Origin of the sequence: Streptomyces dryopteridis (assembly GCF_049606955.1) — a bacterium.
In the GTDB taxonomy this organism is placed as follows: Bacteria; Actinomycetota; Actinomycetes; order Streptomycetales; family Streptomycetaceae; genus Streptomyces.
In genome coordinates this window covers 2,056,051-2,076,643 of the sequence record NZ_CP187113.1, presented here as the reverse complement: position 1 = coordinate 2,076,643, position 20,593 = coordinate 2,056,051, and the positions used below count along the sequence as shown (strand labels likewise).

Below are 20,593 nucleotides of genomic sequence, written 5' to 3'. Positions count from 1 at the left end.
CCAAGGACATGCCATGGACGTCATCTCCGTCATCCGTACCAAGCGCGACCGCGGCGAACTGAGCCCCGAGCAGATCGACTGGGTCATCGACGCCTACACCCGCGGCGTCGTGGCCGACGAGCAGATGTCCGCGCTCGCGATGGCCATCCTGCTCAACGGCATGAACCGCGCCGAGATCGCCCGCTGGACCGCCGCGATGATCGCGAGCGGCGAGCGCATGGACTTCTCCTCCCTCTCCCGCCCCACCGCCGACAAGCACTCCACCGGCGGCGTCGGCGACAAGATCACCCTCCCGCTGGCCCCCCTCGTCGCGGCCTGCGGCGCGGCCGTCCCGCAGCTCTCCGGCCGGGGCCTGGGCCACACCGGCGGCACCCTCGACAAGCTGGAGTCCATCCCCGGCTGGCGCGCCCTGCTCTCCAACGAGGAGATGCTGAACGTCCTCGACACCACCGGCGCCGTCATCTGCGCCGCCGGCGACGGCCTCGCCCCCGCCGACAAGAAGCTGTACGCGCTGCGCGACGTCACCGGCACCGTCGAGGCCATCCCGCTGATCGCCTCCTCGATCATGTCGAAGAAGATCGCCGAGGGCACCGGCTCCCTCGTCCTCGACGTGAAGGTCGGCTCCGGCGCCTTCATGAAGAACATCGACGACGCCCGCGAGCTCGCGCGCACCATGGTCGGCCTCGGCACCGACTCCGGGGTGAAGACCGTCGCCCTGCTCACCGACATGTCCACCCCGCTCGGCCTCACCGCCGGCAACGCCCTGGAGATCCGCGAGTCCGTCGAGGTCCTCGCCGGCGGCGGCCCCGCCGACGTCGTCGAGCTCACCCTGGCGCTGGCCCGCGAGATGCTCGCGGCGGCCGGCCTGCCCGACGTGGACCCGGCCAAGGCCCTCGCCGACGGCTCCGCCATGGACGTGTGGCGCCGCATGATCTCCGCCCAGGGCGGCGACCCGGACGCGGCCCTGCCCGTGGCCCGCGAGCAGCACGTGGTCACCGCCCCCGAGAGCGGGGTCCTCACCCGCCTCGACGCGTACGCGGTCGGCGTCGCCGCCTGGCGCCTGGGTGCCGGCCGCGCCCGCAAGGAGGACCCGGTGCAGGCCGGCGCGGGCGTGGAGCTGCACGCCAAGCCCGGCGACACGGTCACGGCGGGCACCCCGCTGATGACCCTGCACACCGACACCCCGGAGAAGTTCGACTACGCGCTCGCCTCCCTGGCCGGCGCCTGGGACATCGCCCCGGCCGGCACGGCGCACACGCCGACCCCGATCGTCCTGGACCGCATCGCCTGACCGGCGACGCGACGACGTGACGGGCCCCCGGCCCGTCACCGACCGGGCCGGACCTCCCGCGGACCGGTCACCGTGAGCGCGGTGGTGTGCGACGCCACCGCGCTCACGCGCGCCCGGCCCCGATGAGTTTCGGGCCCTTCGACGGTCAAGCCCTGTGTGACGACCACCCGCATCATCGCGCCGGCCCTGCCCGGCCCCGACGGCGTGCTCCCCGAGCCCCTGCTGCCCGCCCTCGTGCCACCGGAGACCGGCTGGGCACCGGGCGCGGTCCTGCTCTGCGACGCCCGCGCGGTGACGGCACCCACCCTGCGCACCGTGGACACCCTGGCCCGGCTCGCCCTCGCGGCCCGCCGCGCCGGCCTGCCGCTGCGGCTGACCGGCGTGCCCGCCCCGCTGCGCGGGCTGCTGGTGCTCACCGGCCTCGCCGCGACCCTGGGCCTCCCGGAACCCTGACCGGCCAGTGGTGGGCTAGGCCGTGACCTCCTGTCCCGGGGCCAGTGTCGCCGGCAGGCCGAACAGCGGGAACCAGCGCTCGGTGTCCAGGAAGGCGTTCAGACCCACGATCCGCCCGTCGACGATCTCCAGCACCTGGAGCGCCCACGCCGTGTGCCCCGGGGCGCCGTCCTCGCGCGGCCGGTACTGGGCGAAGGCCGGCATGCCGTTCGCGGTGGTCGGCACCAGGCGTGAGCCCCGGCAGCCGATGCCCTGCCCCAGGTGCCAGGCCGCGATGTCCGCCGGTCCCCGCAGCCACAGGTCGTAGGGCGGCATCGACAGCACGGCGTCCTCGTGCAGCAGCCCGGCCAGGGCCTCGATGTCGTAGCCCTCGAAGGCCGTCAGGTAGCGGGCCAGCAGTCGGTTCTGCTCCTCGTCCAGCGGGTCGACGGACTCGGTGGCGCGCGGCGGGTTCGCGGCCAGGGTGGCGCGGGCGCGCTGGAGGGCGCTGTTGACGGAGGCCACCGTGGTCTCCAGCAGCGCGGCCACCTCGTCGGCCTTCCAGGCCAGCACCTCGCGCAGGATCAGCACGGCCCGCTGCTTGGCCGGCAGCCGCTGGAGCGCCGCCATGAACGCCAGCCGCACGGACTCCTTGGCGAGCGCCAGCTCGGCCGGGTCCCCGCTCGTCGGGAGCACCAGCCCGTCCGGCGCGGGCTCCAGCCAGGTCACCTCGGAGCGCTCGTTGAGCATGGCGGCGGCCTGGCTCTGCGGGGAGGTGAGGTCCATGGGGCGGGCCCGGCGGTTGCCGGCCTTCAACGCGTCCAGGCACACGTTGTGGGCGATCCGGTACAGCCAGGAGCGCAGGGAGGCGCGGCGCTCCCAGGTGTCGAAGGAGCGCCAGGCCCGGATCGAGGTCTCCTGCACGGCGTCCTCGGCGTCGAAGGCCGACCCGAGCATCCGGTAGCAGTAGCCGGTCAGCTCCGTACGGTGTCGGGCCAGCCCGTCCGCCAACTCGTCCGGCAACCGGTCCGCTTGAATCGTGTGACCCATGATGCGTTTCCCCCTGCGAAGCGTCCTTCTCGGAATCTAACCGAGGGGTGTGACAACGGCACCCGGACGGGCCGGGCGCCGCCGTCGGGCCGCGCGGGGGAGGGCCGGCGGGTGGGATCAGGTGCCGGGCTTGCGCCCGTACACGAACACGTCCTCGCCCACGCTCAGCATGTTCCAGTACGCCTTCGCGTCGGCCGGGCGCATGTTCACGCAGCCTCCGGAACCGGGCGGGTTCCACATGCTCTTGTCGACGGAGTGGAACGCTATGCCGCCGTCGAAGAACTGGGAGTACGGCATCCACACCTTGTAGATCGTCGACCAGTGGTTCAGGGTCCGCTGGTAGATCTTCTTCAAGCCGGTGCGGGTCTCGGTGCCGTCCTTGCCGGAGCGGATCGGGACCGGGCCGTAGACGAGCCTGCTCCCGTCCTGGATCCACGACAGCTGCCGGGTCAGGTCCACGCACGCGATCCGACCCCGGTTCACGGGGCAGGTGCCCGCCTTGTTCGGGGTGGTGCCGGCGGCCCGCTGGGCGAGGATCGTGCTCATCGTCTGCCAGGTCAACGCGCCCGCGTAGCCGGCCGTCGGGGTGATCCCGTGCTGCGCCTGGAAGGCGCGGATGGCGGTGCAGTCGGCGGCGGACTGCTTGCCGTCCACCGGCCGGCCGAGGAACTGCTCGACCTGCCGCTGGTAGGGACCGGTGGTCAGGTTGCACGACGCGGCCTGCGCCGACCCGCCGCCGACCACGACCGTCGGCACCGCGAGCGCGGTCGCCGAGGCCAGCGCCAGCGCGATCCGACGTGCCCGCGACGCGGAACGCCCCGTACGCCCGGCCCGTTCGACCGCCGCCCCCGTCCCGGTGGTGCGTGTGTGCTCGGACACCCTCACGAAATCCTCCCCGGCTCATCTGTGCTTCTGGCCACGGGGACGAGCGCACCCCCGGTGAAGTTCCCACCGGGGGTGCGTATTTCGGACCGTGCGATCGTCGTATGGACTGCTCGACGAGATGAGGGGTCGACGAGATGAGGGTCAGCGGGAGCCGAGCGGGGTCAGCCGGGCCCGCTCCACCCGGGCCGCGTGCGACCCGTACAGCGTGATCCCCACGACGCCGACCACCGCGAGCAGCGCCAGCGCCACCGTCGCCGCCCACCCGCCGGAGTGGAACGCGAGCGCGCCCAGCGTGCCGCCCGCGCTCGACCCCAGGTAGTACGCCGACTGGTACAGCGCCGATGCCTGCGCCCGGCCCGTCTTCGCCGTCCGGCTCACCGAGGACGAGGCCACCGCGTGCCCCGCGAAGAACCCGGCCGTGATCAACACCAGCCCGGCGAGGATCGCCACGAGGGAGTCGGCCAGCGAGAACAGCAGGCCCAGCGCCGTCGTGATCACCGCCAGGTACAGCGCCCCGCGCCGCCCCAGCCGCCCGACGAGGGTGCCGGCCGCCGCGCTCGACGCCGTGCCCACCAGGTAGACCAGGAAGATCGACCCGATCACGCCCTGACCGAGCGAGAACGGCTCCTCCACCAGCCGGTAGCCGATCACCGTGTACACCGCGCCGAACACCGTCATGAACAGCGCGCCGATCCCGTACAGCCGCAGCAGCAGCGGATCGCGCAGGTGCGCCCCGACCGTCCGCCCCACCGCGCGCGGGTCCAGGGAGGCGGGCCGGAAGTTGCGGGCCTTGGGCAACAGGACCAGGAACGCGATCGCGCACAGCAGCGACATCGCGCCCACCGCCGCCAACCCGGCCCGCCAGCCCCACAGTTGGGCCGCCCAGCCGGTCACGACCCGGCCGCTCATCCCGCCGATGGAATTGCCCGCCACGAACAGTCCGATCGCGCCCACCAGCGCCTTCGGGGACACCTCCTCGGCCAGGTACGCCATCGCCGACGCCGGGATGCCCGCGATCGCCGCGCCCTGCAGGGCCCGCAGCGCCACCAGCCACTCCAGGCTCGGCGCGAACGGCACCAGCACGCCGACGCCCACCGCCACCGCCATCGACCAGGTCATCATCCGGGTCCGCCCGAACCGCTCCGAGAACGCGCTCAGCGGCAGCACGAACAGGGCCAGCGCGCCGGTCGCGGCCGACACCGTCCAACTCGCGCGGTCCGCGCTCACCCCGAACCCGGCCGAGACCGCCGGGAGCAGGGCCTGCGTGGAGTAGAGGAGCGCGAAGGTCGCCAGGCCGGCCGCGAACAGGGCCAGGCTCATGCGGCGGTAACCGGGAAGGCCGGGCGCGCGGTGGGTGAGCGGCGCGCTCGCGGGGTCCTCGGGGGCTTCGGGAGACGACGGGGTGGAGGCACCCGAGGTGACGGGTGCCCCGGTATCGACGGGAGGCATGGTCACGACCGTAAGCCCGTCCTTTTTCATGCGTCCAATGCGTAGAATCGCGGTAATCGTTCCACCACTGCATCACCGCAGTTCAGAGGGGTGGCTGTCAATGAGTCGTTACGAAGAAGACATGGCCGTGACAGGTCTTCTGGCCCCCCGACTCGCCTGGTTCGCCGCCGCGGCCCGCCACGAGCACGTCACCCGCGCCGCCCACGAGCTCGGCATCCCGCAGTCCACCCTCTCCCGCGCCCTGGTCCGCCTCGAACAGGACCTGGGCGTGGCCCTGTTCGCCCGCCGGGGCCGCACCGTCGCCCTCACCACCGCCGGCCACTCCTTCCTCGCCGCGACCGAGAAGGCCCTCGCCGAGATCGGCCGCGCGGTGGACACCGTGCAGCAGGACACCGACCGCAGCACCGGCAAGGTCGCCTTCGGCTTCCTGCACACCCTCGGCTCCGAGACCGTCCCCGCCCTCATCCGGGCCTTTCGCGCCGACCACCCGGGCATCAGGTTCGCGCTCGTCCAGAACTACGGCGAGGCCATGCTGGAGCGGCTGCGTGCGGGCGAGCTCGACCTCTGCCTCACCTCGCCCGTCCCCGACGCCCCCGACCTGTCCACCCGCCGCCTCGACGAACAACGCCTGCGGCTCGTCGTCCCGGAGGACCACCGGCTGGCCGGCCGCAAGCGGATCCGGCTGGCCGAGGCCGCCGGCGAGACCTTCGTGACCCTCGAACCCGGCTACGGGCTGCGCCGCATCACCGACGACCTGTGCGCCGAGGCCGGCTTCACCCCGAAGGTGGCCTTCGAGGGCGAGGAGGCGGAGACCCTGCGCGGCCTGGTCGCGGCCGGCCTGGGTGTGGCCCTGCTGCCCCCACCGGCGGTGGCCCGGCCCGGGGTCGTCGAACTCACCGTCACGGCCCCGCGCGCGGTCCGGGAGATCGGCGTGGCCTGGCTGGAGGGGCACCCGGACACCCCGCCGGTGGCCGAGTTCAAGAAGTTCCTCCTGTCGCGCCGGGGCCGCCTCATCCCCGAACTCTGACCCGCCGGCGCGGGACGGGTGGGACGGGTGGGACGGCGCTCAGTCGGGCGGGGGCGCGAGGGCGGCCTGCCGCGCGGCCAGACAGCCCGCCTGGAAGCGCGACCGCGCCCCCAGCGCCCGCATGATCTCCGCGATGTGCCGCTGACAGGTCCGCTCCGACATGCCCAGCCGGCGCGCCACCACCTTGTCCTCCAGCCCCTCCGACAGCATCCGCACGATCGTCTGCCGCAGCTCGTCCGAGATCTCCCGCGCCTGCTCCGGCCCCACCGACACCGGGAACGGCTCCGCGCCCAGCCACGCGTGCTCGAAGGTGGCCGCCATGAACCCGACCACGTTCGGCTCCCGCACCACGAGCGCCGCGCCCGGGGTGTCCTTCACCGTCATCACCCCGGCCCGCCGGTCGAAGACGAGCATCCGCACCACCCCGTCCCCGACGGTCCGCACCCGCGCGCCCAGCGCCGTCACCCGTTCCACGTACGCCGCCGTGGGCCGCGAGTAGCGGGCCGTGTGCTGGTACAGGGTGCGCATCCGCACGCCCCGGGCCAGCAGGGCCTCGTCCCGGTCCACGGCCTCCGCGAGGGTCTCCGGGGGCCGGCCGCCGCCCGGTTGCGAGGTCAGCAGTTCCTCCTCGCAGCCGGCGGCCAGCTCCGCGATCAGCCCGCGCACGGCCCGCAGGTCGGTCACGAGCTCCAGGCCGCCCGAGCGGCGCAGCGCCCGCCGGGCCTCGCCCGCCTCGTAGACGGGGAGCAGGGCCTCCAGGCTCTCGCGCAGCCGGTCCATCTCGTCGTGGGTCTCGCGCACCCGCAGGGCCAGGGGGGCCGTGGCCCGGGCGGCGGCGGCGCGGGGCGGGACGGCGGACCAGCGTTCGCCGTCGCCGTCGTCCGGGGCGCGTTGCAGCAGGTGCGCGCCGACGAGTTCGGTGAGCGCGGTGGCCGCCCGGGCGCCGAGCGCGGCGGTGGCCTCGGCGAGGCCGAAGGAGTCGCGCTGCGCGGCGTACGCGTACAGCCGCGACGCGGCGGGGCCGAGCGGCCCGGGGCGTCCGCCGGCCGGGGCCGTGCCCCCGGACCCGTCATCGAGTGGCATGAACCATTCGTCCCGACGCGTGCCCGTTTGTAAACCCCTCCGATCTCCGCAAGGCACCGACCGGAGCGGTCTCCACCCGTGTGCCGGCATATGCCGAACCGGCAGAGTGTGCCGGACCGGAGCACGGCGTGTCGGGGGGACCCGCCGTGAGATGGGGGGAGCGCGTCATGGAACCGGCACGGAGGGGGGCGTCCGGGCCCCTGGGCGCGAGGCCCGGGGCGACGCGGCCGGTGGCCGTGCTGCTGAGTCCGCGTCCGGCCGAGCTCGCCGCCGCCCACCGGGTCGGGGCGGCGGCGGTCGCGGTCACGCCGGCCCACCCGGCACCCACCGCCCGCGAGGGGGCGGACCGGCGGGTGCGGGTGGACTGGCGCGACCACACCGCCCTGGTCCGCGCGTTGCGCGAGCTGCCGGAGGTGCGGGCCCGTCGAGCCGCCGTCCTCGGACTCGACGGGCCCGCCGAGGCGCTGGCCGCGGCCCGCGCGAACGCCGCGCTCGGGCTGCCGGCCGGCGCCGGACCCGGGCCGGGGACCGTCTCCGTCCTCGCCGACAAGGCCGCGACCCGCGCGCTCTCCAACACCCTCCACCCCACCCGACCCGTCTCCTTCGTCCGCTGCGGGCGCGCCGACCTGCTGCCGTTCCTGACCGGGCTCATCGGCACGCCGTGCGTGGTCCGGCCGCGCTGCGGCAGCCGGGGGGAGGGGGTCCGGCTGGTGACCGGGCCCGCCCAGGCGGAGGCCGCGGCCCGCGTGTACCCGGCCGTGACGGATCTGATCGTGGAGGAATGGCTGCCGGGGCCGGAACTCACCGTCGTCACCCTCTCGCACGCCGGCCGGCACCGGATCCTGGGCCACACCCTGCGCCGCCCCGGCCCCGCCGACGGCCCCCTCGCCCTGGCCGCCGGCCACGAGCTCACCGCCCCGCTGCCGCCGGAGACCGCGGCGGCGGTGCGGGCCCTGGTGGAGGGGGTGTTGAACCTGGCCGGGCACCGCGAGGGCGCGGCCCACCTGGACCTCGTCCTCACCCCGTACGGACCGCGCCTGATCGAGGCGCACGCGCACCCGCCGGCGGAGGAGCTGTGCGGCCTGCTGCGGCTGGGGCGCGGGGTGGACGTGCCCGGCCTGGTGATCGCCGCCGCCCTCGGCCTGCCGGCCCCGCTCGCCACGCCGCGCACGACGGCCCCGGCGGGCCTGCGCTACGTGGACCTGCCGCCGGGGACGCACGCGCCGCGGGCGCTGCGGGCGGCGGTCGCGGCGGCCCGGGCCGTGCCCGGCGTGGTCCGGGTGCGGCTCCCGGACACCGACCCGGGCCGCCCGCTCACCGTGCACCACCCCGCCACGGGCAGCAGGCGGCACGGCTGGATCCTGGCCACGGCCCCCGACCGCCGGGCCCTGCGGGCCTGCCTGGGGGAGGCGGCCCGGCGCCTCGCGCTGCTCCTCGCCCCGCCCCCCACCCGCCGGCTCCCGTGTCCGTGACCCGGCGGGGCGCGGGGCGATCGAGGGGGGGTCAGGGGGTGCGGAGGGTGTAGCCGGAGGCCAGCGGCATCCGCAGGCCCAGCGGCGGGGGCGCGGCCAGGGCGTCGGTGACGGGGCGGCTCCACGGGGTGCCCAGCAGCGCGCCGCGCGCGAAGTCCTGGGTGAGGGCGACGACTTCGGCGCGGTGTTCGCGCAGCGCGTGGCCGTCGGAGTGGACCTCGAAGCGGCAGGTGGTGCGGTTGACCTTCTTCGCGCGGGCGGCGAGGCGGAAGGAGAGGTCGGGGTCGGCGCGGGCGTCGTCGGTGCCGTGGGCGATCAACACCTGCCGGCCCGCGAGGTGTTTCACCGGTTCCGGTGAGGCCGCCTCCTCCAGTGCCGTGAGCCAAGGGGCCAGCGCCACCACCGAGTTGACGGCCGGGTGCCCCGCCTCCCGCAGGGCCTCGCGGGCCCGGGTCCCGTGGCCGACGAGGCAGACGGGCACGTCCCCGTAGCGGGCGACGGCGGCCTCCAGCGCCGGCCCGGCCCCGCCGCGCACGGCGTGGGTCGCCAGGGCGTCCTCCCCGGTCGGGGTGGCCCGGGCGAGGGCCCTGGTCAGGGCCCGCAGGGGGCCGGGGGAGGGGAGGGCGAGGCGGGCGCGGGGCAGCAGGACGAGGACCACTCCGGCGACGGTCGCGTCCGGACCGTTCGCGCCGATCGCCCGGCCCAGCGGGGCCCCGCGCGTCGGCGACGCTTCGTATGGCATGGCGGAACAGTCTCAGACGCCGAGGTGTACGCCACCCGTCCGCACGGTCACCGTTCCATATCGACCGCCCCCGCCGACCGGTGCTCTACGCGCGTAGGCGTTAGAGTGCGCAAATGACGAGCGAAAGCCCCAACCTGCCCACTCCGGACCAGATCCGACGCTCCCCGAAGGTGCTCCTGCACGACCACCTCGACGGCGGTCTGCGTCCGGGCACCATCATCGAGCTGGCCCGCGAGGTCGGCTACGCGAACCTGCCCGAGACCGACGCCGACAAGCTGGGCGTCTGGTTCCGGGACGCGGCCGACTCCGGTTCCCTGCCCCGCTACCTGGAGACGTTCGCGCACACCTGCGCCGTCATGCAGACCAAGGAGGCCCTGTTCCGGGTCGCCGCCGAGTGCGCCGAGGACCTGGCCGAGGACGGCGTCGTGTACGCCGAGATCCGCTACGCGCCCGAGCAGCACCTGGAGTCGGGGCTCACCCTGGAGCAGGTCGTGGAGGCCGTGAACGACGGCTTCCGCGAGGGCGAGCGCCGCGCCAAGGCCAACGGGCACCGGATCCGCGTGGGCGCGCTGCTCACCGCGATGCGGCACGCGGCCCGCGCGCTGGAGATCGCCGAGCTGGCGAACCGCTACCGCGACAAGGGCGTCGTCGGCTTCGACATCGCGGGCGCCGAGGCCGGATTCCCCCCCACCCGCCACCTCGACGCGTTCGAGTACCTCAAGCGCGAGAACAACCACTTCACCATCCACGCCGGCGAGGCATTCGGCCTGCCGTCGATCTGGCAGGCGCTCCAGTGGTGCGGCGCGGACCGCCTCGGCCACGGCGTCAAGATCATCGACGACATCGAGGTCGCCGAGGACGGCACGGTCACGCTCGGCCGGCTCGCCTCCTACGTGCGCGACAAGCGCGTCCCGCTGGAGATGTGCCCCACCTCCAACCTCCAGACCGGCGCGGCCGCCTCCTACGCCGAGCACCCGATCGGCCTGCTGCGCAAGCTGCACTTCCGGCTGACGGTCAACACCGACAACCGGCTCATGAGCGGCACCAGCATGTCCCGCGAGTTCGAGCACCTGGTCGACACCTTCGGCTACACGCTCGACGACATGCAGTGGTTCACGGTCAATGCCATGAAGTCCGCGTTCATTCCTTTCGATGAACGCCTCGCGATGATCAACGACGTGATCAAGCCGGGCTACGCGGAGCTGAAGTCGGAATGGCTGTTCCGACAGACCGCTTCCACCAGCGGTTCCGTCTCGGCCTAGGCCAAAGCCTCGCCGCGAGCGAGGTCCCCGAAAGCGTCCGAGTGCCCGCGCACTCGGACGCTTTCTCGTATTTACCGAGGTTTGCCGAGCCGGGAATCCCGTGGCTAGGTTGCGGAGCCGCTCGATTCCCCTGACGCAACCGCGAGGTTTTCCCATGAAGCAGTCTGTCGCCAAGACCCTCGGTGTCGCCGTCGCCGGTGCCGCCCTCGCCGCTTCCGGTGCCGGCGCGGCCTCCGCCGCCGGGCTGCCGAACCTGAGCCTCACGGACGCGGTGGGCCAGCTCACCGACGCCACCGGCGCCGTCACCAACCAGACCGGCGAGAAGGGCGGCGCCTCCGACCTCGGCTCCGCCCTCGGCCCGGCCCAGGGCCTCATCGGCGGCCTGCCGCTCAACGCGGGCTGAGCAGCGGATTTCGCACGCGTGTACAGCGGGCGCGCACCGTTTCGAACGGTGTGCGCCCGTCCGCGCGCTGTGCCACGATCGTCCCTCAACCGCCGCCCACAGCACGGGGTATGAGGTCTTCGATCATGCGCACCACGGCACCAACGGCACCCGACACCACCCACCCGCACGCCGGCCCGGACACCGACGCCCCCACCGCGCGCCGCCGTCCCGCCCGCCGCGTCACCCGCGCCGCGTTCGGCGTGCTCGTGCCCGCACTCCTGTTCACCGCCACGGCCTGCGGCGGCGCCGCCGACCCCTCCGCCGACAAGGGCCCCGGGCCCGCCGGCTCCCGCCCGGCCGAGGGCTCCGCGCCCCCCGCCGGCGCCCTGCCCGCCACGAGCCCGAGCCCCGGCGCCGCCCCCGCCACCGGCCTGGCCGCCGCCGCGCTCGCCCAAGGCGACGTGCCCGGCTACCAGATCTCGGCCCAGGGCAAGAACCCCAACGCGCCCTCAGGGCAGCCGCAGGCCGACAAGAAGCAGTGCCAGCCGCTCGCCGACGTCATGGGCGACAAGCCCGACGCGGGCGCCGCCGAGACCGTCAACCGGGGCATCGGCTCGCAGAAGCAGCTCGGCCTCGCCGTCTCCGCCTCCCTCAGCGAGTACCCCGAGGCCGCCGCCAAGGCCCTCATGACCCGCCTGCGCGCGGCCGTCGCGGCGTGCGGGACCGGGTTCACGGCCACCGTCGAGAAGCAGACCGGCGCCTACCGCGACGTGAAGCCCGTCGAGTTCAAGCCCGCCGGGGGCGACGAGACCGTCTCCTGGTCCGTCACCGCCGCCGCGGCCGGCGTCTCCGCGCCCGTGCACCTCGTCGTGATCCGCGAGGGCGCCACCGTCGTGCGCCTGATGGCCCTCAACGTCGCCGGCGCCCCCGCCCCCGCCCCCGGCGCGCAGGCCCCGGCCGGCGCGGAACGACAGGTCCGCGTCCCCCGGGAGCTCGCCGACAAGCAACTGGAGAAGCTGGCCCGCGTCTCCCACTGAGCCCCGCCCGATCCCCACGTGATCCCCGAACCGGTTCCCCGCGCCCGGGTCGTACGATCGGTGCCGGGACCGGGCCGGGGGGCCCGGCGGGATCGGGGGGTCCGTGGACATCACCACGCTCGTCGCCGCGGGCATCGGCGTCGTCGGCGCGCTCGGCGGCACCCTGGGCGGCGCCGTGCTCAGCCAACGCGCGGTCAGGACCGAGGCCCGCGAATCGGCGCGCCGGGCCGAACTGGAACGGAGCCGCGCCCGCGAGGAACGGGACGAGGAGGCCACCCGCGCCCGCTACGCCCGCCTCAACACCACCGCCCGCGGCTACCGCTCCGCCGCCCGCGACGCCCTCCTCGCCGCGCACCGGGGCGAGGAACACGACCCCGCCTTGCTCGACACCGCCCGGGACCGGTGGGCCGAGGAGTACGCGCAGGCCCAGATGGCCCTGCCGCTGCCGCTCCTCGGCTACGCCGCCGCCCTCAACCGAGCACTGGGCAACGGCTACCTCGTGGTCCGTGAACTGCCCCTGCACCCCGATCCGCAGCTCGCGTTCGAACGGGGCCGGGTCTGGTTCGCCGACACCCTCGCCGACGGGGTCTGGCTGCTCCAGTACGTCCTGCGCCACGACCTCGGCCTCGACGACCGGCCCGAGGCCGCCGAGGCGGCGCCCCGCCGGCTCGCCGCCCTCAACGCCGCCCGCGAAGAGCTCTCGGCCCGGATGGAGGAGGAACGCGACGCCCGCGCACCCCGCCTCGCACCCCCGGACACCCCCTGACGGACATCCCCCGAACCGCCCTCACCAGGCGGTCGTGGAGTTCTTCTCGTTCGGCAGCAGGATCCACAGCGCCAGGTAGATCAGGAACTGCGGGCCGGGCAGCAGACAGGACACGACGAATATCAGCCGCATCACCTTCGCCGAAACACCGAACCGTCGCGCCAGACCGGCGCAGACGCCACCGATCCATCGTCCCTGACGGGGGCGGGTCAACGCGCTCATGTTCTCTCCCTCTCCGAAGTGCTTTCCCGTACGCGATCTCGAATGCTCTCGATGACTCAATACTCGCGGGGAACCGCGGAAAGCACCTCGGCCCAGGGGGCGATGCCGACCCTGGGAATTCTCGGGGTGGAACCCTGAGGCAGCCCCCGGAGCGAGACCCCCGTCGGCGCGAGCCCCCCGGACACCGCGAGCGCCGGCGCACGACCCGGACCCGGATCCGCCACGCGCTCCGCCGCCCGCACCCCCCGGACCCCCCGCACCCGCCCGTCCGGGCCCGCCCCGCCCGGACCCGTCCCGAACCGCGCCGGACCGCCCGCGGCGGCGTCACGCCGCAGACGCGCACGGACCACCGGCACCGTCACCGCGTGCGCCGCCGCCACCCCCACCGCCGCCAGCAGCACCGAGTCCACGTCCATCACCCGCCCCGGCACCGCCGTCTGCGCCATCTCGATGCCCAGCGAGAGCATCGCTCCCGTGCCCACCGTGCGGCCCAGCGAGCCCCACGCCGGGCCCCGGCTCTGAGCCAGCCGGCCGCCCAGCACCGGCAGCAGCACGCCCAGCGGCGCCAGCAGCAGGACCGCGCCGCCCAGCCGGCGCAGCGCCGACACCGGACCCATCGCGAGATCGGCCCGGATGCCCGCGAAGGGCACGAGATTGCCCGCCGAGACCCAGGGCACGTCCAGGGGGCGCAGAGTGAGCCACCCCACGAGCGCGAGGTGGACGAGGAGCAGGGCCCCGGAGACGATCCGGAGCCGTCGGTCGATGGCGGTGCTGCCGCCGTTCATCACGAGACGCTGCACACGAGCCAGGACGCCGCCCTCGAACGGGGTGGTTCCGGAACCCCCGGTTCCTTCGCGTGGTCTCGCCCACATTCGCCCCGTCGGGCCTGCCACGCACCGCCGGCGTGCGCCCGCGCGCCCCAACGACGCCGGCGGCGGCCCCGTCAGCGGGTCGCGACCAGGGCCACCAGCAGCACCGCGCCCGCCACCGCCGGCGCGATGATCTCGTACGCCCAGCGCACCGAGACCGACCCCGCGGCCCCCGCCCGGTCCGCGCAGCTCTCGGCCAGCTCGCGCAGCTCGTCCACCTGCCGGTCGGCCCGCGCCCGCGTGCGCTCGTCCGACTCGGCCGCCGCCCGCATCGCGTCCGAGGCCCGCTTGGGGGCCGCCGTGCCGCGCCCGGACAGGGCCTCGCGCCGGCTCAGCCGCTGCCCGGCCCTCTTGCGCTCGCGCAGCGAGACGGGGATCGACCACAACTGGTACTTCGAGCCCTCGGCCAGCACCTCCGCCGAGTACCCGGAGCGCACGGCGTCCACCGCCGCCCACGGCAGGTCCACGATCCGGAACGGGTTGCGCACCCGCATCCGGTCCTCGTTCGCGAACACCGCCGGCCGCACCGTGAACGCCACCACCAGCGGCGCCGCCAGCAGCAGCACGGCGAGACCGAACCACGGGGTGTTCCCGGCGCCGCGCACCACCGCGTCCCCGCACAGCCACAGCAGCAGCGCCAGCAGCAGCACGCCGGAGACCACGGCCATCGGGGACCGGTACACCCGGTCGGCGTGGGCGGGCTCCTCGGCGGGGGAGGGAGAGGGCGAGGCGGGGGGCTTCGTCATGGCGCCGATTCTGCCGTACGCGGGTCGAACGCGCGGTCGGCGCGGGGGTGACGATTCCGCTTCGACCCGCGGGAGCCGCCGGCCGATCCGGACGCGGATCCGGGCGGGATCCGGGCCCGATCCCCGTCCGATCCCCGTCGGATCCGGGGCGAGAGGGGGGTGACAGGCCGCTACGCGCGTAGATATGCTCATCTGGTGACCATGCCCACCACCCTCACCGCATTCGCCGACGTGACCTCGTCCGACGGTGCGCTGCGCCGGTTCCTGCACGGGTTGCCCGGTGTCGACGCCGTCGGCCTGGAGGCCCGCGCCGCGGCCCTCGGCACCCGTTCGATCAAGACGACGGCCAAGGCGTACGCCATCGACCTCGCCATCTCGATGATCGACCTGACGACCCTGGAAGGCGCCGACACCCCGGGCAAGGTCCGGGCGCTCGCCGCGAAGGCCGTCCACCCCGACCCCACCGACCGGACCACGCCCACCACGGCCGCCGTCTGCGTCTACCCCGACATGGTGGCCACCGCGAAGGCGGCCCTGCGCGGCGCCGACGTGAAGATCGCCTCCGTCGCCACCGCCTTCCCGGCCGGTCGCGCCGCGCTGCCGGTCAAGCTGGCCGACACCCGCGACGCCGTCCTCGCGGGCGCCGACGAGATCGACATGGTGATCGACCGCGGGGCCTTCCTCGCCGGCCGCTACCTGGAGACCTACGAGCTGATCCGCGCCGTGAAGGAAGCCTGCGTGCGCGAGGACGGCACCGCCGCCCGACTGAAGGTGATCTTCGAGACGGGCGAGCTGTCCACGTACGACAACATCCGCCGCGCCTCCTGGATCGGCATGATGGCCGGCGCGGACTTCATCAAGACCTCCACCGGCAAGGTCGGCGTCAACGCGACCCCCGCCAACACCCTCCTGATGCTGGAGGCCGTGCGCGACTTCCGCGCGCAGACCGGTGTGCAGATCGGCGTGAAGCCCGCCGGCGGCATCCGCACCACCAAGGACGCGATCAAGTTCCTCGTCCTCGTCAACGAGACGGCCGGCGCCGACTGGCTGACCAACGAATGGTTCCGCTTCGGCGCCTCCAGCCTGCTCAACGACCTGTTGATGCAGCGCCAGAAGCTCAGCACCGGCCGCTACTCCGGTCCCGACTACGTGACGGTGGACTGATCCCCATGGCATCCGTTTTCGACTACGCCCCCGCCCCCGAGTCCCGCTCGGTGGTCGACATCGCCTCCTCGTACGGCCTCTTCATCGACGGCGAGTTCGTCCCGGCCGCCGACGGCAAGGTCTTCAAGACCGTCTCGCCGAGCACCGAGGAGGTGCTCTCCGAGGTCGCCCGCGCCGGCGCCGCCGATGTGGACCGCGCCGTGAAGGCCGCCCGCAGGGCCTTCGAGAAGTGGTCCGCGCTGCCCGGCTCCGAGCGCGCCAAGTACCTCTTCCGGATCGCCCGGATCATCCAGGAACGCAGCCGCGAGCTGGCCGTGCTGGAGACCCTGGACAACGGCAAGCCGATCAAGGAGACCCGCGACGCCGACCTGCCCCTGGTCGCCGCGCACTTCTTCTACTACGCGGGCTGGGCCGACAAGCTCGACCACGCCGGTTTCGGCGCCTCCCCGCGCCCCCTCGGCGTGGCCGGCCAGGTCATCCCGTGGAACTTCCCGCTGCTGATGCTGGCCTGGAAGATCGCCCCGGCGCTGGCCACCGGCAACACGGTCGTCCTCAAGCCCGCCGAGACCACCCCGCTGTCGGCCCTGTTCTTCGCCGACATCTGCCGCCAGGCCGGTCTGCCCAAGGGCGTCGTCAACATCCTCCCCGGCTACGGGGACGCGGGCGCGGCCCTCGTGGAGCACCCGGACGTGAACAAGGTCGCGTTCACCGGCTCCACCGAGGTCGGCAAGCGCATCGCCCGCACCGTCGCCGGCACCGACAAGAAGGTCACGCTGGAGCTCGGCGGCAAGGGCGCCAACATCGTCTTCGACGACGCGCCGATCGACCAGGCCGTCGAGGGCATCGTCAGCGGCATCTTCTTCAACCAGGGCCAGGTCTGCTGCGCGGGCTCCCGCCTCCTGGTCCAGGAGTCGATCCACGACGAGCTGCTCGACTCCCTCAAGCGCCGGCTGTCCACGCTGCGCCTGGGCGACCCGCTCGACAAGAACACCGACATCGGCGCGATCAACTCCGCCGAGCAGCTCGCCCGGATCACCTCCCTCGTGGAGACGGGCGAGGCCGAGGGCGCCGAGCGCTGGTCCCCGGCCTGCGAGCTGCCCGAGTCGGGCTTCTGGTTCGCGCCGACCCTGTTCACCGGCGTCACCCAGGCCCACACCGTGGCCCGCGACGAGATCTTCGGCCCGGTCCTGTCGGTCCTCACCTTCCGCACCCCCGACGAGGCCGTGGCCAAGGCCAACAACTCGGCCTACGGGCTGTCGGCCGGCATCTGGTCCGAGAAGGGCTCCCGGATCCTCGCCGTCGCGAACAAGCTGCGCGCGGGCGTCGTCTGGGCCAACACGTTCAACAAGTTCGACCCGACCTCGCCCTTCGGCGGCTACAAGGAATCGGGATTCGGCCGCGAGGGCGGTCGCCACGGCCTGGAGGCGTACCTCGATGTCTGAGCAGAACCGTCTGAGCGTCTTCAAGACCTACAAGCTGTACGTCGGGGGCAAGTTCCCCCGCTCCGAGAGCGGCCGGGTGTACGAGGTGACGGACACGAAGGGCAAGTGGCTGGCCAACGCGCCGCTGTCGTCGCGCAAGGACGCGCGTGACGCGGTCGTCGCCGCCCGCAAGGCGTTCGGCGGCTGGTCCGGCGCCACCGCCTACAACCGGGGCCAGGTCCTCTACCGCGTCGCCGAGATGCTGGAGGGCCGGCGCGAGCAGTTCACGCGCGAGGTCGCCGAGGCCGAGGGCCTGTCCAAGTCCAAGGCGGCGGCCGTCGTGGACGCGGCCATCGACCGCTGGGTCTGGTACGCGGGCTGGACCGACAAGATCGCCCAGGTCGTCGGCGGGGCCAACCCGGTCGCCGGCCCGTACTTCAACCTGTCGACCCCCGAGCCCACCGGCGTGGTCACGGTCGTCGCCCCGCAGGACTCCTCGTTCCTCGGCCTGGTCTCGGTGATCGCCCCGGTGATCGCCTGCGGCAACACCGTCGTGGTCATCGCGAGCGAGCGGGCCCCGCTGCCCGCGCTCTCCCTCGGCGAGGTGCTGGCCACCTCCGACGTGCCCGGCGGCGTCGTCAACGTGCTCTCCGGCAAGGTCGCCGAGATGGGCCCGCACCTCGCGGCCCACCAGGACGTCAACGCCATCGACCTGGCCGGCGCGGAGGGCGACACCGCCCGCGACCTGGAGATCGCGGCCGCCGACAACCTCAAGCGGGTGCTGCGCCCGCGCACCGGCGTCGACTGGACCGCCGACCCCGGCACCGACCGGATGACGGCGTTCCTGGAGACCAAGACGGTCTGGCACCCCACCGGCTCCCTCGGCGCCGGCGGCTCCTCCTACTAGCCACCCCCGCCTTTGTCACGGCCCCGCCCCCGGTCCCGTTCCTCGCGGACCGGGGGCGGGGCCGTGCGCGTGCGCTAGCGGGCCGCCGTGCCGCCGCCCGTCAGCGGGCCCAGCAGCGAGCCCGTCGTGGCCGCCGGCAGCTCCCGCACCGACGGGCCCTGCGTGAGGATCCCCGTCACCATCGTCGTGCCCACCGACGGGAAGTCCGCGACCTGCGTCGCCAACCCGTTGTCCAAGGGGTCCACCCCGGTGTTCGCCAGCGGGTTCACCTTCAGGTTCGCCACCGGGTCCGTCACCCCCGCCACCGCCGCCGGCACCGACAGCTCGCCGGCCTGCGCCGCCCCGGACGCCAGGCCCAGGGCCGCGCCGGCCATCGTGACGGTCAGCCCCGCGTTGCGCAGGGCCCGGCGCGGGGCCGAGGACGGGGTGGAAGGAGTGCCGGAAGGGGGCTGAGGGGCCGCGTGACGTGCCATGGGGTGGGATCCCGCCTGTGCTCGTGGCCACCGGCCCCGGAGCGCGCGGGCCCGGGGCGGGAGCCGTCGTCGTGGTCGGCGCCGAGGCCGCGGACGACCCCGCGACGTGTTCGGCGCGACACCCAGCGTAGTGGGGGTGTGATGCCGGCTACCAACGACCGCCCTCGGGGGTCCCCTACGCGGGGTAATGCCTCACACTGGTGTTCCGTGAGCTGTTCATCCCCGCTTCCCGTCCGTGTCGTGTTGCTGACCGGTCCCTCCGGTTCCGGAAAGTCCTCCCTGGCCGCCCGCTCGGGCCTGCCGGTGCTGCGTCTCGACGACTTCTACAAGGAAGCCGACGATCCCACCCTGCCCCGGGTCCCCGGCAGCTCCGACGTGGACTGGGACTCCCCCCAGTCCTGGGACGCCGACGTGGCCGTCGAGGCCGTCGCCCGGCTGTGCGCCGCCGGCCGCACCGAGGTCCCCGTCTACGACATCGGCACCAGCTCCCGCACCGGCGTCGAGACCCTCGCCCTCCCCGAGGACACCCCGCTGTTCATCGCCGAGGGCATCTTCGCCGCCGACATCGCCGCCCGCTGCCAGGAACTCGGCCTGCTCGCCGACGCCATCTGCCTGCGCGGCCGCCCCGGCACCACCTTCCGCCGCCGGCTCGCCCGCGACCTGCGCGAGGGCCGCAAGTCCCTGCCGATGCTGCTGCGCCGCGGCTGGCGCCTGATGCGCGCCGAACGCGGCATCGTCGCCCGGCACGTGGCCCTCGGCGCCCACGCCTGCGCCCGCGACGAGGCCCTGGGCCGACTCGCGAACGCCGCCGCCGGCCGGCACCGCGGCGCCCGCCCCGTGCCCGCCGCCGGCTGACCACCCGCGCGCATCCGGCCCCGGACACGCGGAAGCGGGATCAGTCGGACCCCCGGCCGTCTGATCCCGCTCCCGTGTCCGGGTCTCCCCGGCCCCCCCCATGGCTCCCGTCCCGCCCCCGCGGAACACCCCCCGGAGCCCTGGTCCCCCGTACGTCACCCGAGGATCAGGCGACGAGCTCCTCGAAGGACTCCGCCTCGTCCCCGCCGAAGCTCAGCGCGTGGTCCTCGCGCATCCGACGCAGCGAACGCCAGATGCTCGACTTGACCGTGCCCACGCTGATGCCGAGGATCTCGGCGATCTCCGGGTCCGTGCGGCCCTCGTAGTAGCGCAGCACCAGCATCGTGCGCTGGGTCTCCGGCAGCCGCGACAGCGCCTGCCACAGCACCGCCCGCAGCTCCGTGCCCCGCATCGCGTCCGTGTCGCCCACCGTCTCCGGCAGCTCCTCGGTCGGGTACTCGTTCAGCTTCCGCCGACGCCACGCGCTGATGTGCAGATTGGTCATGGTGCGACGCAGGTAGCCGCCCAGGGCCGCCTTGTCGCTGATCCGGTCCCAGGCCCGGAAGGTGGAGAACAACGCGCTCTGCAGCAGGTCCTCCGCCTCGTACCGGTCACCGGTGAGGTGGAACGCCGTCGCGAACAGGGCCGCGCGCCGCTCCCGGACGTACGCCGTGAACTCCGCCTCCGCCGCCGAACGCTCCGAGGGCCGGCCGAAAACGGCCTCCTCGCGCCGCGCGGGAACCGGGCGGTAGGTGTTCGCGTCAATGGCTGTGGAATGCGCCGGACGCCGCACGGTGGTCCCGCCGGGACGGCCACCCGCCCGCCGGTTCACATCGTGCAGCCGCGTGACGACCGCCGCGCCGTTCGTGGTGCCGTGCAGCGTGTTCATCTCGCGCCCCCCGTCGTGGAGTCAAGCTTCGGTCCGTTGTCCAAAACGATGCCCCCCCGACTTAACCGGGGTGTCCGTCGACTGTCACAGGGCTGTCACAGCGGCTCCGCACGCCCCGAACCCGCCCCCGACCCGCCCCGAATCCGGCCCGCGCACCGGTCGATCC

The 20,593-nt window shown here is 74.3% G+C and carries 22 protein-coding genes; 12 read left to right on the top strand and 10 right to left on the bottom strand.

Annotated elements, in window-relative coordinates:
- Window positions 1–13: 13 nt before the first annotated feature.
- A complete protein-coding gene (locus ACN20G_RS08550) occupies window positions 14–1,291 on the top strand; it encodes a thymidine phosphorylase (RefSeq protein WP_424212140.1) in 1,278 nt (425 codons plus the stop codon).
- 156 nt (window positions 1,292–1,447) lie between these two features.
- Window positions 1,448–1,744, top strand: coding sequence for an STAS domain-containing protein (locus ACN20G_RS08545; RefSeq protein ID WP_424212139.1), 297 nt, complete (start codon window positions 1,448–1,450; stop codon window positions 1,742–1,744).
- 15 nt (window positions 1,745–1,759) lie between these two features.
- On the opposite strand, the gene ACN20G_RS08540 is transcribed toward ACN20G_RS08545, so the two are convergent.
- From ACN20G_RS08540 to ACN20G_RS08530, 3 genes are all read right to left on the bottom strand, one after another.
- Window positions 1,760–2,773, bottom strand: coding sequence for a sigma-70 family RNA polymerase sigma factor (locus ACN20G_RS08540; RefSeq protein ID WP_424212138.1), 1,014 nt, complete (start codon window positions 2,771–2,773; stop codon window positions 1,760–1,762).
- A 117-nt stretch (window positions 2,774–2,890) separates the two neighbouring features.
- Window positions 2,891–3,565, bottom strand: a complete 675-nt coding sequence (locus ACN20G_RS08535; protein WP_424215427.1) for a L,D-transpeptidase family protein — start codon at window positions 3,563–3,565, stop codon at window positions 2,891–2,893.
- Window positions 3,566–3,799: 234 nt separating this feature from the next.
- Entirely contained in the window at window positions 3,800–5,107 is a 1,308-nt protein-coding gene (locus tag ACN20G_RS08530; protein ID WP_424212137.1) for an MFS transporter, read from the bottom strand.
- Between the two features lie 121 nt (window positions 5,108–5,228).
- Here ACN20G_RS08530 and ACN20G_RS08525 point away from each other — a divergent pair, with 121 nt between their 5' ends.
- Complete coding sequence (locus ACN20G_RS08525; protein WP_424212136.1) at window positions 5,229–6,134, top strand: LysR family transcriptional regulator; 906 nt, start codon at window positions 5,229–5,231, stop codon at window positions 6,132–6,134.
- A 39-nt stretch (window positions 6,135–6,173) separates the two neighbouring features.
- Here ACN20G_RS08525 and ACN20G_RS08520 read toward each other — a convergent pair whose 3' ends face one another.
- Window positions 6,174–7,217, bottom strand: a complete 1,044-nt coding sequence (locus tag ACN20G_RS08520) for a LuxR C-terminal-related transcriptional regulator (RefSeq protein ID WP_424212135.1) — start codon at window positions 7,215–7,217, stop codon at window positions 6,174–6,176.
- Between the two features lie 230 nt (window positions 7,218–7,447).
- On the opposite strand from ACN20G_RS08520, the gene ACN20G_RS08515 reads away from it, so the two are divergent.
- The gene (locus ACN20G_RS08515) at window positions 7,448–8,689 is read left to right on the top strand and encodes an ATP-grasp domain-containing protein (RefSeq protein WP_424212134.1); all 1,242 of its coding nucleotides are present in this window, start codon (window positions 7,448–7,450) and stop codon (window positions 8,687–8,689) included.
- Window positions 8,690–8,720: 31 nt separating this feature from the next.
- On the opposite strand, the gene ACN20G_RS08510 is transcribed toward ACN20G_RS08515, so the two are convergent.
- Window positions 8,721–9,431, bottom strand: a complete 711-nt coding sequence (locus ACN20G_RS08510) for an alpha/beta hydrolase (RefSeq protein ID WP_424212133.1) — start codon at window positions 9,429–9,431, stop codon at window positions 8,721–8,723.
- 113 nt (window positions 9,432–9,544) lie between these two features.
- On the opposite strand from ACN20G_RS08510, the gene ACN20G_RS08505 reads away from it, so the two are divergent.
- From ACN20G_RS08505 to ACN20G_RS08490, 4 genes are all read left to right on the top strand, one after another.
- On the top strand, window positions 9,545–10,693 hold the full coding sequence (locus ACN20G_RS08505; protein WP_424212132.1) for an adenosine deaminase: 1,149 nt from the start codon (window positions 9,545–9,547) through the stop codon (window positions 10,691–10,693).
- 154 nt (window positions 10,694–10,847) lie between these two features.
- Window positions 10,848–11,096 (top strand): hypothetical protein, encoded by a 249-nt coding sequence (locus ACN20G_RS08500; protein WP_424212131.1) that lies wholly within the window; start codon window positions 10,848–10,850, stop codon window positions 11,094–11,096.
- Window positions 11,097–11,221: 125 nt separating this feature from the next.
- Window positions 11,222–12,115, top strand: coding sequence for a hypothetical protein (locus ACN20G_RS08495; RefSeq protein WP_424212130.1), 894 nt, complete (start codon window positions 11,222–11,224; stop codon window positions 12,113–12,115).
- A 103-nt stretch (window positions 12,116–12,218) separates the two neighbouring features.
- Window positions 12,219–12,881 carry a hypothetical protein gene (locus tag ACN20G_RS08490; protein WP_424212129.1) on the top strand — a complete coding sequence of 221 codons (663 nt, stop codon included), beginning with the start codon at window positions 12,219–12,221 and terminating at the stop codon, window positions 12,879–12,881.
- 21 nt (window positions 12,882–12,902) lie between these two features.
- Here ACN20G_RS08490 and ACN20G_RS08485 read toward each other — a convergent pair whose 3' ends face one another.
- The 3 genes from ACN20G_RS08485 to ACN20G_RS08475 form a co-directional block, all read right to left on the bottom strand.
- Window positions 12,903–13,103 carry a PspC domain-containing protein gene (locus ACN20G_RS08485; RefSeq protein WP_424212128.1) on the bottom strand — a complete coding sequence of 67 codons (201 nt, stop codon included), beginning with the start codon at window positions 13,101–13,103 and terminating at the stop codon, window positions 12,903–12,905.
- Window positions 13,104–13,159: 56 nt separating this feature from the next.
- A complete protein-coding gene (locus ACN20G_RS08480) occupies window positions 13,160–13,888 on the bottom strand; it encodes a VanZ family protein (RefSeq protein ID WP_424212127.1) in 729 nt (242 codons plus the stop codon).
- Between the two features lie 158 nt (window positions 13,889–14,046).
- Window positions 14,047–14,718: a PH domain-containing protein gene (locus ACN20G_RS08475; protein WP_424212126.1), complete on the bottom strand. Its 672-nt coding sequence runs from the start codon at window positions 14,716–14,718 to the stop codon at window positions 14,047–14,049.
- Between the two features lie 201 nt (window positions 14,719–14,919).
- On the opposite strand from ACN20G_RS08475, the gene deoC reads away from it, so the two are divergent.
- The 3 genes from deoC to ACN20G_RS08460 are packed head-to-tail and all read left to right on the top strand — an operon-like array spanning window position 14,920 to window position 18,210.
- A complete protein-coding gene (gene deoC / locus ACN20G_RS08470; protein ID WP_424215426.1) occupies window positions 14,920–15,882 on the top strand; it encodes a deoxyribose-phosphate aldolase in 963 nt (320 codons plus the stop codon).
- Window positions 15,883–15,887: 5 nt separating this feature from the next.
- A complete protein-coding gene (locus ACN20G_RS08465) occupies window positions 15,888–17,324 on the top strand; it encodes an aldehyde dehydrogenase family protein (RefSeq protein WP_424212125.1) in 1,437 nt (478 codons plus the stop codon).
- Window positions 17,317–18,210, top strand: coding sequence for an aldehyde dehydrogenase family protein (locus ACN20G_RS08460; RefSeq protein WP_424212124.1), 894 nt, complete (start codon window positions 17,317–17,319; stop codon window positions 18,208–18,210). The genes ACN20G_RS08465 and ACN20G_RS08460 overlap by 8 nt, the downstream gene beginning before the upstream one ends.
- Window positions 18,211–18,284: 74 nt before the next feature.
- Here the strand turns inward: ACN20G_RS08460 and ACN20G_RS08455 are convergent, their stop codons facing one another.
- Window positions 18,285–18,683: a hypothetical protein gene (locus ACN20G_RS08455; RefSeq protein WP_424212123.1), complete on the bottom strand. Its 399-nt coding sequence runs from the start codon at window positions 18,681–18,683 to the stop codon at window positions 18,285–18,287.
- A 141-nt stretch (window positions 18,684–18,824) separates the two neighbouring features.
- On the opposite strand from ACN20G_RS08455, the gene ACN20G_RS08450 reads away from it, so the two are divergent.
- Window positions 18,825–19,538: a uridine kinase family protein gene (locus ACN20G_RS08450; RefSeq protein WP_424212122.1), complete on the top strand. Its 714-nt coding sequence runs from the start codon at window positions 18,825–18,827 to the stop codon at window positions 19,536–19,538.
- Between the two features lie 166 nt (window positions 19,539–19,704).
- Here ACN20G_RS08450 and ACN20G_RS08445 read toward each other — a convergent pair whose 3' ends face one another.
- Window positions 19,705–20,427 (bottom strand): SigE family RNA polymerase sigma factor, encoded by a 723-nt coding sequence (locus ACN20G_RS08445; protein WP_424212121.1) that lies wholly within the window; start codon window positions 20,425–20,427, stop codon window positions 19,705–19,707.
- Window positions 20,428–20,593: the final 166 nt, after the last annotated feature.